This window comes from Isoptericola sp. NPDC056618, assembly GCF_042792715.1.
GTDB lineage: Bacteria > Actinomycetota > Actinomycetes > Actinomycetales > Cellulomonadaceae > Isoptericola > Isoptericola nanjingensis.
In genome coordinates, this window is sequence record NZ_JBHTVZ010000007.1 from 62,378 (window position 1) to 76,030 (window position 13,653).

Consider the following 13,653-nt stretch of genomic DNA (forward strand, 5'->3'; position numbering starts at 1 on the left):
CCCCGATGGCTGACCCGACCACCACCACCACCGCGACGATCCCGGACCCCGAGGGTCCCGCCCCCGAGGCGGCCCGCGGACCGCAGCGGCCCGCCCGCACCCGTCTCGGCCGCACCGGCCAGGTGCTCGGCCGCGCGTTCGCCACCGTCTGGGCCAACCCCAAGGCCCGCGTGGGCCTCGTCATCCTGGGCCTGTTCGTCCTCATGGCGATCTTCGCGCCGCTGCTGGCCCCGTACTCCCCGCACGACGACTCGTTCGCCCGCAACGAGCCCGGCAGCGCCGCGCACTGGCTCGGCACCACCGGCGCCGGCGAGGACGTGCTGTCCCAGGTGATCTACGGCGCCCGCGTCTCCCTGCTCGTCGGCTTCGTCGCAGGCGGCCTGTCGACCGTCGTCGCCGTCGTCATCGGCCTGTCGTGGGGCTACCTGCGCGGCTGGGGCAACGACGTCGTCAACTTCCTCGTCAACCTCTTCCTCGTGATGCCGGGCCTGCCGCTGATGATCATCATCGCGGCGTACCTGCAGAACGGCGGGCTGCCGATGATCATCCTGGTCGTCGTCATCACCGGCTGGGCGTGGGGCGCCCGCGTGCTGCGCTCGCAGACGCAGTCGCTGCGCTCGCGCGACTTCGTGACGGCGGCGATCTTCTCCGGCGAGAGCTCGGCCCGCGTGATCTTCCGCGAGATCCTGCCGAACATGACCTCGATGATCGCGGGGTCGTTCTTCGGCGCCGCGACGTCGGCGGTGCTCGCCGAGTCCGGCCTGTCGTTCCTCGGCCTGGGCGACATGGCCACCGTGAGCTGGGGCTCGATGATCTTCTGGGCCCAGAACTCGATGGCGATCCTCACCGGCCAGTGGATCCTGCTGTTCGCCCCGGGTCTGTGCATCGCGCTGCTGGCGACCTCCATGACCCTCGTGAACTTCGGCGTCGACGGGTTGTCCAACCCGCGCCTGCGGGAAGGGACCGGCCGATGAGCCTGCTCGAGATCCAGGACCTGTCCGTCGTCTACGAGCCCCGCGGGGCCGTCCCGACGCACGCCGTCAAGAACGCGAACCTCACCCTGGAGCAGGGCGAGTTCGTGGGCCTGGTCGGCGAGTCCGGCTCCGGCAAGTCGACGCTCGGCTTCGCCGTCACCCGCCTCGCCAAGGCCCCGGCGCGCATCTCCGCCGGCCGCATCGTGTTCGACGGCACCGACATCGCGCACCTGGACGCCGAGGAGCTGCGCGTGCAGCGCCGCGGCGGGTTCGCGATGGTGCTCCAGTCGGGCATGAACGCGCTCAACCCGGTGCGCACCATCGCGCACCACTTCGGCGACATCTTCGCGGCGCACGGCCACGTGCCGAAGGGCAGGCGCCGCCAGCGCGCCGTCGAGCTGCTCGACAAGGTGCAGCTGCCCTCCACGGTGCTCGACCGCTACCCCGGCGAGCTCTCCGGCGGCATGCGCCAGCGTGTCTCGATCGCGCTGGCCCTGTCGCTCGAGCCGCGCCTCATGGTGTTCGACGAGCCCACGACCGCCCTCGACGTGCTGGTGCAGCACGCCGTCATGGACACCATCCGCGAGCTGCAGGCCGCGGAGGGCTTCACCGCCGTGCTCATCTCGCACGACCTGGGCGTGGTGCTGGAGTCCGCCGAGCGCGTCGTCGTCATGCACGACGGCGAGATCGTCGAGGACGGCGCCTCGCGGCAGATCTTCTCCGCGCCCGCGCACCCGTACACGCAGATGCTGCTGAGCCACTACGCCGACCCGCGGGCCGAGGTCGTCGAGCTGCCCGGCTTCGAGCGCAAGGCCCCTGCGGCCGCAGCGACCGACGGGGCGAAGGACGGCGCGGCCCGCACGGGCGCTCACGAGGGGCGCGCGGCCGCGCACGACGCGATCGTCGTCGACCACGTGTCGAAGGTGTACCCGCCGCCGCGCCGCGGCGAGAAGGCGGTCACCGCCGTCGACGACGTCTCGTTCCGGCTGGAGCCAGGCGCCGCGATGGCGCTGGTCGGCCAGTCGGGCTCCGGCAAGTCGACCATCGCCAAGATGGTCACCGGCGTGGAGCGGCCGACGTCGGGCACCGTGACGTTCGGCGACCTGCGGGTCGACCGGCTGCGCCGCCGCCAGCTCAAGACGCTGCACGCCGACGTCCAGATGGTCTTCCAGGACCCGTACTCGGCGCTCAACCCGCTGCACACCGTGGAGTACACGCTCACGCGGCCGGTGGAGAACTTCACCGGGCTCAAGGGCGAGGCGGCGCGCGAGCGCGTGCTGGAGCTGCTCGAGACCGTGGGCCTCACGCCCGTCGAGCAGTACGCGGCCAAGCTGCCGCACCAGCTGTCGGGCGGGCAGCGCCAGCGCGTCGTCGTCGCGCGCGCCCTGGCGTCGAACCCGCAGGTGCTCATCGCCGACGAGCCGGTCTCCATGCTCGACGTGTCGCTGCGCGCCGGCGTGCTCAGCCTGCTGGAGGACCTGCGCGCCGACCTCGGCGTCTCGCTGCTGTACATCACGCACGACCTGCTGTCCGCGCGCGTCGTCACCGACCAGATCATGGTGCTGCACCACGGCGAGGTCGTGGAGTCCGGCGGCACCACCCAGGTGCTCCGGTTCCCCGAGGACGCGTACACTACCCAGCTGCTCGACGCGATCCCGCAGCCGGCCCGCCGGTTCTCCGACGGAGCCGCGTCGTGACCGCGCCCGCCCCGGCGGCCGTCCGGCGGGGGGCGCCGTTCTCGGTGCTGCCGCTGCCGGAAGGCGTCGAGCCGCTCGTGCTGGACGTGCCGGTGGGCCCGCTGACCGCGCTGCGGTCGGTCGTGCCGGACGGCGTGGAGCGCCGCGCCGTCGCGCTGCTGGTCCCCGGGTTCACCGGGTCGAGGGAGGACCACCGGCTGCTGCTGCCGCTGCTGGCCGAGCGCGGGGTCGAGGCGTGGACGTACTCCCAGCGCGGGCAGGCCGACTCGGTCGCGCCGCGCGGGGTGGGCGCCTACCGCCGCGACGACTTCACGGGCGACGCGCTCGACGTCGCCGCCGTCGTGGGCGCGGCCGCCGGCATCCCCGCCGGCGACCTCCACCTGCTGGGGCACAGCTTCGGCGGCACGGTCGCGGCGGCCACGGCCGCGCGCGACGCCGCGCCGTTCGCCAGCCTCACCATGCTCTGCTCGGGCCCGCACGGCTGGCCGGGACGCAAGGACGCCGAGCGCGACCGGCTGCTCGCCGCCGCCGGGCTCGTCGACCTGTGGACGCTCGACAACCCCGGGCTCGCCCGGCGCCTGTCCGAGGACCCGGCCGCCCTGGCCGCCCTCGACGTCGACGCCCGCTTCCACCGCGACCGCTCGATCGCGACCAGCACGGACAACCTGCTGGGCGCGATCGACGTCCTCGCCGACGTCCGTGACGTGACGCCCGACCTGGCCGCGACCGGCCTGCCGGTGCTGGTCGCGCACGGCGTGGACGACGCGGCGTGGCCGCAGCCGTGGCAGCGCGCCATGGCCGAGCGGCTCGGCGCCCGCTACGAGGTGATCGCCGACGCCGGTCATCTGCCCAACGTCGAGAACCCCGCCGCGACGGCGGACCTCCTGGCCGGCTTCTGGACCTCCTCCCGCTGAGCCACCCCCGAACACCGCTCCACAACGTTAGGACCATCCCGTGCTGCACTTCCCCGAGGGCTTCCGCTGGGGCGCCGCCACCGCGGCCCACCAGATCGAGGGCAACAACGTCTCCAGCGACTGGTGGGTGCGCGAGCACGCCGCCGGCACCTCGATCGTCGAGCCCAGCGGCGACGCCGCCGACAGCTACCACCGCTACCGCGAGGACATGACGCTCCTGCGCGACGCCGGCCTCGACACGTACCGCTTCTCCATCGAGTGGGCGCGGATCGAGCCCGAGGAGGGCTTCGTCTCCCGCGCCGAGATCGCGCACTACCGCCGCATGGTGGAGACGTGCCTCGAGCTCGGCATCACCCCGATGGTCACGCTCATGCACTTCACGGTGCCGCGCTGGTTCTACGAGGAGGGCATGTGGCGCTCCCCGAAGGCGGCCGACCGCTTCGCGCGCTTCACCGAGCTCGCCCTGCCGATCCTCGGGAACGACGTCGACTACGTCTGCACCATCAACGAGCCCAACATCGCCGCGATGATCGCGGGGGGCGAGGACCCGGCCAACCTGGTCGCCTACGGGCTGCCCGCCCCCGACCTGCAGGTGGCGGACACGCTGCTGGAGTCGCACCGGCGCTCGCGCGAGATCCTCGCCGGCGTGGGTGGCATCAGCTCCGGCTGGACCGTCGCCACCCAGGACTTCCAGCCCGAGCCGGGCTGCGAGGACGTGGCCCACGAGTACGGCCACCAGCGCGACGACTGGTACCTCGAGGCCGCCCGCGGCGACGACTGGGTGGGCGTCCAGGCCTACACCCGCACCGTCATCGGCCCCGACGGCCCGCGCCAGGTGCCCGAGGGCGTCGAGACGACCCTCACCGGCTGGGAGTTCTACCCCCTCGCCCTGGAGCACGGCGTGCGCTCGGCATGGGAGAAGACCGAGGGCGTGCCGGTGTTCGTCACCGAGAACGGCATGGCGACGCAGGACGACGCCCGCCGCATCGATTACACCGAGGGCGCGCTGGCCGGCCTGCACGCCGCCATCTCCGACGGCATCGACGTGCGCGGCTACCTGCACTGGAGCCTGCTGGACAACTACGAGTGGGCCTCCGGGTTCCGCCCCACGTTCGGGCTCGTCGAGTTCGACAAGGAGACGTTCGAGCGCCGCCCGAAGCCGTCGCTCGGCTGGCTCGGCTCCGTCGCGCAGGCGAACGGCCTCACCGTCCGCTGACCCCTCCGCGAGGTAGTACGGACCCCGCCGAGGGAGGACGGTGCTACCTCGCGGAGACTCGTCCTCCCTCAGCGATCCTCGACCGACGGAAGGCTCAGGAGCCATGACCGACCTGCCGTACCGCGACCTGTCCCTCTCCCCCGCCGCACGGGTGGAGGACCTGCTGAGCCGCATGACGCTGCCCGAGAAGGTCGGGCAGATGCTGCAGCTCAACGCGATGGACGACCTCGACGAGATCGTCGTCGAGCGGCTGGCGGGGTCGATCCTGCACGCGTCGCCCTCGCGCGTCGTCGAGGCGATCGAGCTGGCCCGCGGCACCCGGCTGGGGATCCCGCTGCTGGTCGCGGACGACGCCATCCACGGGCACGGGTTCTTCCCCGGCGCGACCGTCTTCCCCAGCCAGCTGGGGATGGCGGCCACGTGGGACCTCGACCTGGTGGAGCGGGCGGCACGCGCGACGGCGGTCGAGGCCGCCGCGACCGGCCTCCACTGGACCTTCTCCCCCGTGCTGTGCGCGACGCGCGACCTGCGCTGGGGCCGCGTGAACGAGACGTTCGGCGAGGACCCGCACCTCATCGGGGAGATGGGCGCCGCGATGGTGCGCGGCTACCAGGGCGAGGGCCTCACCGACCCGACGGCGGTGCTCGCGACGGCGAAGCACTTCGCCGGCTACTCCGAGACCCAGGGCGGCCGCGACGCCACCGAGGCCGACCTCACGCCGCGCAAGCTCCGCTCCTGGTTCCTGCCGCCGTTCGAGCGCGTCGTCCGCGAGGGCGTGCGCACCGTGATGATCGGCTACCAGGCCATCGACGGCGTCCCCATCACGACCAGCCGCTGGCTGCTGCAGGGCGTGCTCAAGGACGAGTGGGGCTTCGACGGCACCCTCGTCACCGACTGGGACAACGTGGGCCGCATGGTGTGGGAGCAGTTCGTCAGCCCCGACCACGCGGCCGCGTCGGCCGCCGCCGTCGACGCCGGCAACGACGTCATCATGGCGACGCCGACGTTCTTCGAGGGCGCGCAGGAGGCCCTCGCCGACGGGCGCATCGACGAGAAGCGGCTCGACGACGCGGTGCGGCGCATCCTGCGCCTCAAGGTGGACCTCGGGCTGTTCGAGGACCCGCGGGCGCCCGTCGCCGAGCGCATCGAGGCCGTCGTCGGCTCGGCGGAGCACCGCGACCTCGCCCTCGACGTCGCGCGTGGCTCGCTGGTGCTGCTGGAGAACGACGGCACCCTGCCGCTCACGGGCGGTCTCGTGGCGGACGACGACGGGCGCGCGGTCGCCCCGACCGGTGCCGCGCCGCTGCGCGTCGCCGTCGTCGGGCCGAACGCCGACGACCCGCACGCCCAGCTCGGCGACTGGGCCGGCGCGTCGGGGCAGGTGAGCTGGATCCGCGACGGCCACCCGCGCGAGCTGACCGAGACGGTGCTGGACGGGCTGCGCGCCGTCATGCCGCCGTCGTGGGAGGTGACGCACGCCCGCGGCGCCGACATCGTCGAGCTGGGACCGGACCCCGACGGCACGCACTTCCCCGACGGGCAGCCGCGCCCGCCGGCGGCCCTGCCCGCGCCGTCCGACCCGGCCCTGCTGGCCGAGGCGGAGGAGGCGGCCCGCGCCGCGGACGTCGTCGTCGCCGTGCTGGGCGACGAGGTCGCGCTCGCCGGCGAGGGGAAGTCCACCGCCACCCTGGAGCTCCAGGGCGGCCAGGTGGAGCTGCTGGAGCGGCTGGTCGCGACCGGCACGCCCGTGGTCGTCGTGCTCGTCGCCTCGAAGCCGCTCGTGCTGCCCGAGGCCGTGGGCCGAGCCGCCGCCCTGGTGCACGCCGCCAATCCCGGCATGCGCGGCGGCCGGGCCGTCGCGGAGCTGCTGCTCGGGCTGGTCGAGCCGACCGGCCGCCTGCCGATCTCCTACGCCATGCACGCCGGGCAGCAGCCCGTCTTCTACCACCAGGTGCGCGGCCAGCACGGCACGCGGTACGCCGACCTCACGCAGCGCCCGCCGTATGTGTTCGGCGAGGGCCGGTCGTACACGACCGTCGAGTACTCGGGGCTCGCGCTGGACGCCGCCGACGTGGCGGCCGACGGCGTGGTGCGCGGCCGCGTCACCGTGGCCAACACCGGCCCCCGCCCGGCGGTCGAGACCGTGCAGGTCTACGTGAGCGACAAGGTCACGTCGGTGACGTGGGCCGACCGCGAGCTCAAGACGTTCCGCCGCGTGCCGCTGGCGCCCGGCGAGCGCGTCGTCGTCGAGGTCGAGGTGCCCGCCACGGACTGCACGATCGTCGACGCCGCCGGCCGCCGCGTCGTCGAGCCCGGCGAGTTCGAGCTGCTCGTCGGTCCGAGCTCGCGCCGCGACGACCTCCTGGTCGCTCCCTTCCGCATCTCCTGACGGCTTCCGGCGCGGGGCCTCCTCGTCGGCGCGGTCAGCCCTCCCGGCGGCGCCGCGCGGCGGCGAGCAGCGCGAGCCCGACGCCGGTCACGACCAGCGCCGCGATCGCCCACCCGGCCACCTGCGCGCCCGTGACCGGCAGCGGCCCGGACGTCGACGGGGGCGCGGTCGTCGTGCCACCGGGTTCCCCGGGGCCGGGCGGCACCGCGGGGGCGCCCGACGTGGGGCCGGGCGACGGAGGCACGCTCGGCGCGCCGGACGGGCTGGGCGACGGGCTCGGCGACACGTCGGGCTCCACGATGAGGATCCGCGCCTCGTCGGTGTCGTTGGGCTCGACGGTGTCCGGCTCCTCGTGGGTGACGACGCCGTCCACGGGCAGCACGTCGCCAGGGCTGCCGGTCGCCGTCCCGACGACCCGGTACACGACCTCCTCGCCCGGCGCGAGGTCCCCGACGTCGAGCGTCAGCGAGCCGACCACCCCGTCGGGCGGCTGCGGCCTCCCGGCCGGCCAGGACACCGCCACCCCGCTGTAGTCCGTGAGCCCGGGCGGCACGTCGAGGACGGCCACGACGTCGGTGGCGTCGTCGGGCCCCTCGTTGCGCACCGTCGCGGTGAGCTCCGCGCGCTCGCCGGACAGGTGGGTCTGCGTGGGCGGCGACAGCACCAGCGAGACGTCGGTGCCCGGCGGGGCGGCGACCTCGCCGCAGCTCTCGCCCTCGTTGTCCACGGCGGCCGGGTCGAGGGACCCGGAGCCGACCAGCGCCGAGTTGCACAGGTTCTCGCCCACCTGGTCCGCGGCCACGTCGAACGTCACGAGCACCGACGCCGACTCCCCCACCGGGATCCGGCCCACGGGACAGCGCACGATCGTCTCGGTGTCGCCGTTCGGGAGGCCGTGCGTCTCCGGGACGGGGCAGTCGGCGCCGCCCTCGAGCTCCGCGGACACGAACGTCATGCCGCCCGGCACCGTGTCCGACACGACGACGTCCTCGGCCACCGACGGCCCGGCGTTGCGCATCGTCAGCCGCCACGTCGCCGGGCTCCCGGCGACCATCGGGTGCGGGTCGACGAGGTCCTTGACGAGGCTGGTGTCCGAGACGTGCTGGACGGTCAGCGTCAGCGGGGCCTCGTTGTCCTCCTCCGTGGTCTCCGGCGTGTCCGAGCGGATCACCGCCCGGCCGGAGTAGCTGCCCGCGGGGGTGTCGCCGGGGACGTGCACGGTCACGACGTTGGTGGTCGCGCCTCCGGCCTCCCACCGGGCCCCGGGCGTCAGGGGCTCGCAGTGCAGCACGTACCGGAAGTCCTCCCACGACGCCGTCGTGGGGTCGTCGGGCGGCGTGCGGTTCCAGGTGCAGTCGTTGAACGGCACGTCGACGCTGTCCGCGTAGGGCACGAACCCGGGCGGGAAGACGGTGTCGCCGTTCGTCCCGTCGGCGGTGGACGGGCCGTTGTTCACGGCGAAGCCGGTGAACGTCACGTCCTGGCCGGCCGCCGGCGTCAGCGTGCTCGCGGAGGCGGAGATACCGAGGTTCGTCACGCGCCGCACGTCGACGTCGGCCGTGGCCGTGTTGTCGTCCGGCGCGGCCTCGTTCGCCAGCAGGCCGACCGTGGCGGTGTTCGTCGCCGTGCCCGCCGCCAGCGTGTCCGGCGTCGAGGCCACCACGTGGATCGTGGCCGAGCCGCCCGCCGGGACCGCGCCCAGCCGGCACGCGATCTCCTGCCCGGGCCCGTCGGGCACCTGCGGCCGGGCCTCGGTCTCGTCGACCGGCGTCGTCTGCGGCGGCGTGCACTCCGACAGGGCGTCCACCAGCGTGAACCCGGCCGGCAGGGAGTCGGTGACGACCGCGTGCTCCACGCCGGACGCCCCCGAGTTCACGACGGTCAGCGTGTACCCGACCGTACCGCCCGCGTTGACGGTGGCCGCGTCGGGCGTCTTGACCAGGTGGAGGTCGGCGATCTCGACGACGTCGACCGCGGCGGCGTCCTGCACGCTCGTCGCGCCGCCGGCCAGCGGGGTGCCGGTGGTGGCCGTGGCGGTGTTCGGCACCTGCTCGGCGAACCGGTCGCCCCCGTTGAGGTTGTTGGCGTCCGGGTCCAGCGTGCCGTGCACGGTGACGACCACCGGGGCGGGCGCGGTCGCCCCCGACCAGCCGTGCACGGTGCCGAGCGAGCACGAGAGCGCGCTGCGCACTCCCCCGCCCGGCTCCACCGCGGGGGTGATCGTGCAGGTTCCGCTGCCGGTGCTGGCCCCGGTGGCGACGAAGCCGAGCGGCAGGAGGTCCTCCACGACGACGTCCTGCGCGTCCGCGTAGCCCGCCCCGGGCCGGGCGGCCTCAGCCACGGCGACCTCGATGCGGTAGGTGAAGGCGCCGCCCGCAACGAAAGAGTCGTGCGGGTCGGAGGCCTCGTCCGGGTTGGGGACGGTGCCCGTCGCCGTCTTGGTCACGGCCAGGTCGGTCACGGGGGTGCCCACGACGGTGGACGCCTGCTGCGTGTTGTTCGTGAGGTCGGTCTCCGGGGTGGAGCTGGCGGCCTGCGCCGTCTTCACGTAGGTCCCCGGGTCGACGTAGCTCGCGACCTCCAGGACGTAGTCGATGTCGACCGACTCGCCGGGCGCGAGGTCACGGCCGTCCAGGGTGCAGACGATCTCCCGTGCCGTCGCGGTGCAGTCCGCGGGCAGCGTCCCGGGGTCCACGAGCACGCCGTCCTCGGTGCGCTCGATGCGCAGGGTCACGTCGCGGGCCACCGACGGCCCCTCGTTGGACACCGTGAGGTGGACCCGCCGATGGGTGCCGGGGCCGGTCGCCTCCGGGTCGACGGGCTCGACGGAGAGACCGGTGACCGCCACGTCCGCCTCGGCGTCCACGGTGCTGGACGCCTGCGCGCTGTTGTTCGCCAGGTTGTTGTCGGGGTTGGTCTCCATGTTCCCCGTGACGACCGTGGCCGCGTTCACCAGCGTGGCCCCGGCCGCGACGTCCGGCGCCACGTCGACCGTGACCTCGACCGTCGCCGACGTCCCGGCGTCCAGGTTGGCCCCCAGCTGGCAGGTGAGCGTCTGCCCGCTGGTGCCGCAGGTGACGCTCTGACCGCCGCCGGAGGTGACGGTCGCGCCCTGGAAGGTCATGCCGTCCGGCAGCGTGTCCGTGAGGACCGGGCGGAGGGCGGCGAGGTTCTCCGTGACGTCGCCGGGGTCGTTCGTGTTGGTGACGACGAGGTCGTAGGTGGTGGTGCCCCCCGCCGTCACCGTGGCGTCAGCCGTCTTGGCGAGCGAGAGGTCCACGAACGGGAGCCCGCTGAGCGTCCACGACGCCTCGTCGTTCGACGGGTCGGTGTCCCCCGGCGCGTCGATCGTGACCGTCTGCACGACGTCCGGGCCGCCCGCGAGCACCTCGTCGGCCTGCATCGCCACGGTGACGACGGCGGTCTCGCCGGGCGCGACCGGGCCGGGCACCGTGCACGTGAACCCGTCCGCGGTGACGTCCGCCGCGCACCCGGTGACGGGGTCCGCCCCGCGCAGGTCCAGCGCGTCGGGCAGGGCGTCGCTCACGTCGATGTCGCGCGCCGCGGACGGGCCGTTGTTGGTGATCGTGATCCGGTAGTCGACCGGCCGCGGCGCCTCGCCCGGCAGGGTCGTGCGGTTGGCCGTCTTGGTCACGGCGAGGTCGTACTCGGCGCGCACCGCGGTGTCGGACGTGGCGGTGTCGTTCCCGCCCGCCGGGTCGGTGGACGTGGACGTCGCCGTCGCGGTGTTGCGGAGCGTGCCGGTCGCCCCGGGCGCCACGAGGCCGGTCACCGTGATCGTCACCGCCGCTCCCGCCGTGCCCGCGCCGGCGGACGGCAGGGCGCCGACCGGGCACGTGACCGTCCGGACCTCGACGGTGCACGCGTCGCCGCGGGACGTCGTCGCCCCGACGCCGGTGACCCCGTCGGGGACGGCGTCCGTGACCACCACGCCGGTCGCGTCCGCGGGCCCGTAGTTCGTGGCGGTCACCGTCCACGCGATGCTCCGGCCCGCCACCACGTCGGCCGGCCCGGCCTTGGTGACCCGGACGTCGGCCTCCGGGGCGGACGCTGTCACGGTCGCCGTCGCGGTGTTGTCGTCGGTCGCCGGGTCGGGCGTCGCCGACGACACGGTCGCCGTGTTCGCGACGGTGGCGCCCGCCGTGAGGTTCGTCGCGAGCGTCCCCGTGACGGTCACGGTCGCCGTCGCCCCCGCAGGGAGCCTGTCGAGCGTGCAGGTCGCCCCGCGGCCCGTCGGCTCCTCGCACGCGGGGGCCGACCCGTCCGCCGACGTGATCGTCGCGCCGGTGAGCGTGGCCCGGCCGGCGTCGTCGAGCGCGTCGGTGATCCGCACGGCACGTGCGTCGGACGGCCCGGCGTTCGACACCCGGAGGGTCCAGGTCGTCTCGGCGCCCGGGCCGGCCGTCGTCGGGGACGGCGTCTTGGTGACCGACAGGTCGGCCCGCCGCGCGAGCGTGACGGTGGCGCCGGAGACGTTGTTCGCGGGCGTCGGGTCCAGGGACGACGTGCTCACCGTCGCGACGTTGGTCAGGGACGTCGCCGTCGAGCCCGACGACGTCGTGCCGGTGAGGGTCACGGTCGCGGTCGCCCCGTCGGCGAGGTCACCGAGCGCGCAGCTCACGGTCCCCTCGGCCACGGAGCAGGTCCCGGCCGTAGACGTCGCGGTCACGCCGTCCCAGCCGGCGGGCACCGGGTCTGTGACCGTCACGTCCGTGGCGGCGTTCGGCCCGTCGTTGCGGACGACGAGCGTCGCGGTCACGTCCTGACCGACCGCCGCCGGGTCGGGGGACATCGTCTTGGTGACCGACACGTCGGCCTGCCGCGCCACGTCCACGGTCGCGGGCTGGGTCGTGTAGCGCGCCGCCGTCCCGGTGGTCGCCGTCGCGTAGTCGAGGTTCGCGAGGTTCGCGACGGTGGTCCCGCCCGCGTCGTCGTCCAGCGTCACCTGGAACGCGTAGGCGGGCGCCGCGCCGATGTCGACCGTGCCCCCGGCCGACGCCGTCGCCCCCGTCCCCACGCGGACGCGCACCGTCCGCCCGTCGACCTCACCCCGGTCGTCGCCTGCGCCGTCGGTGAGCTCGCCCGGCGGCGACACCGGCGACGCGAGGTAGCGCAACGACCCCGGCACGTAAGAGGTGCCGGGCGGCAGGTCGTCCTCCGACACGGCGTCGACAGCGGGGTCCTGCCCCGTGTTGGAGTAGTGGACGGTGTACTCCAGCGTGTCGCCCGGGCGTGCCGGACTGTGCCCGCTGAGGTTCACGACCGTCTTGGCCGACGCCGTGAAGTCGGGGGCGTAGAGGTTGATCGCCAGGCCCACCACTCCCGGGTAGTAGACGTCCCCGTTGCTGGAGAACGTGAAGGTCGCGCTCGTGGCGCCGTTCGGGATCACCCCCGAGGCGCCGAGGTTCTTCACGTCGAACCCGAGCATGTTCCGGTGCGCGGGCGTGCGGGTGGCGACCGACGACCCGTTGCTGTCGTTGGTGGAGTCGAAGAAGTTGGAACCCGGCGACGCCGCCGTCGCCAGCTGGGTGCTGTCGAGCCTCGTGTAGTCGCCGGTCTGCGAGAGGTCGCCCTCGTAGGCCACCATCGTCAGCTGCGCGTCGACCGTGCCCGACCGCGGCGCGAGGAACCCTGAGACCTGCACCGACTGCGGGCTCCTGTTGCTCACGACGTCGAACCCGTCGAACACGGTGAGGTTGCGCAGCGGCAGGCCGGGGGCCGAGTACGCGACCGTGAGAGCCCAGCCGGCGTACCGGTCCTGCCCGGTCGCGGCGGCCACGTTCGCGCCCCAGTAGCTCCCGTTGCCCGCGGACCTGACGATCGTCGTGACGTCGGCGAAGCGTTGGTACGCGCCGTAGCTCGAGGTGTTGGGGCCGAACTGGTCGTGCGTGGCCGTCGACGCCGCGACCGTGCGGTAGCCGGTGTCCCCGGGGGCGCGCAGCGACATCCCGCCGATCGCGCTCGCGGACGCGCTCTGCCCCCCGGACCCGGCGTCCAGCCGCGCACCCCAGTACAGGCCCGCCCACAGCACGGTCGCACCCTCGGGCAGGTCGAGCCGGGACGCGGACGAGTTGGTCGTCCCGGGCATCCCGTCGGCGTCGAGCTGCGTCATGGTGAAGCCGTTGTTGTCGGTGGCCGCGCCGTTCTGTGCGTTCGTGCAGGACGAGGACGCGCTGCAGGTCAGGAGGTTGTTGCCGACGGTCGTGAGCGCGCCGTTGGCGTTGGTCGAGAACTTGACCGTGAACGGCTGCGTGGGGGCCGCCGACGCGGGCGCGGCCGCGGGAAGCGTGAGCGTGACGAAGGCCAGCGCGAGCACGCCCAGGGCCGCAGCCACCCGCCGGATCGCAGTGCGCATACCGCCTCCACCCCTCATGGCGAGACTAGGGGCAGGCGGCGCCGCGGGCGCGGGCAGCCGGGCGGCAGGCTTGACACGTTACCCCCT

6 protein-coding genes are annotated in these 13,653 nt (G+C 74.2%); 5 read left to right on the top strand and 1 reads right to left on the bottom strand.

The features are described 5' to 3' along the window. Nucleotides 1-5 precede the first annotated feature (5 nt). The 5 genes from ACFQ8T_RS11030 (at nt 6) to ACFQ8T_RS11050 (ending at nt 7,190) form a co-directional block, all read left to right on the top strand. On the top strand, nt 6-974 hold the full coding sequence (locus ACFQ8T_RS11030; RefSeq protein ID WP_430546575.1) for an ABC transporter permease: 969 nt from the start codon (nt 6-8) through the stop codon (nt 972-974). Beyond that, nucleotides 971-2,671 (top strand): ABC transporter ATP-binding protein, encoded by a 1,701-nt coding sequence (locus ACFQ8T_RS11035; protein WP_430546576.1) that lies wholly within the window; start codon nt 971-973, stop codon nt 2,669-2,671. Before ACFQ8T_RS11030 ends, ACFQ8T_RS11035 begins: the two co-directional genes overlap by 4 nt. Beyond that, a complete protein-coding gene (locus ACFQ8T_RS11040) occupies nt 2,668-3,585 on the top strand; it encodes an alpha/beta fold hydrolase (RefSeq protein WP_430546577.1) in 918 nt (305 codons plus the stop codon). Before ACFQ8T_RS11035 ends, ACFQ8T_RS11040 begins: the two co-directional genes overlap by 4 nt. A 40-nt stretch (nt 3,586-3,625) precedes the next feature. After that, nucleotides 3,626-4,801 (top strand): glycoside hydrolase family 1 protein, encoded by a 1,176-nt coding sequence (locus ACFQ8T_RS11045; RefSeq protein ID WP_430546578.1) that lies wholly within the window; start codon nt 3,626-3,628, stop codon nt 4,799-4,801. Between the two features lie 103 nt (nt 4,802-4,904). Next, nucleotides 4,905-7,190, top strand: coding sequence for a glycoside hydrolase family 3 N-terminal domain-containing protein (locus ACFQ8T_RS11050; protein WP_430546579.1), 2,286 nt, complete (start codon nt 4,905-4,907; stop codon nt 7,188-7,190). A gap of 34 nt (nt 7,191-7,224) precedes the next feature. Here the strand turns inward: ACFQ8T_RS11050 and ACFQ8T_RS11055 are convergent, their stop codons facing one another. Next, complete coding sequence (locus tag ACFQ8T_RS11055) at nt 7,225-13,566, bottom strand: hypothetical protein (RefSeq protein ID WP_430546580.1); 6,342 nt, start codon at nt 13,564-13,566, stop codon at nt 7,225-7,227. Nucleotides 13,567-13,653 lie beyond the last annotated feature (87 nt).

Coding starts and splice junctions, on each gene's coding strand:
- ACFQ8T_RS11050 (WP_430546579.1), top strand. CDS start 4,905: ATGACCGACCTGCCGTACCGCGACCTGTCCCTCTCCCCCGCCGCACGG.
- ACFQ8T_RS11035 (WP_430546576.1), top strand. CDS start 971: ATGAGCCTGCTCGAGATCCAGGACCTGTCCGTCGTCTACGAGCCCCGC.
- ACFQ8T_RS11055 (WP_430546580.1), bottom strand. CDS start 13,566: ATGCGCACTGCGATCCGGCGGGTGGCTGCGGCCCTGGGCGTGCTCGCG.
- ACFQ8T_RS11030 (WP_430546575.1), top strand. CDS start 6: ATGGCTGACCCGACCACCACCACCACCGCGACGATCCCGGACCCCGAG.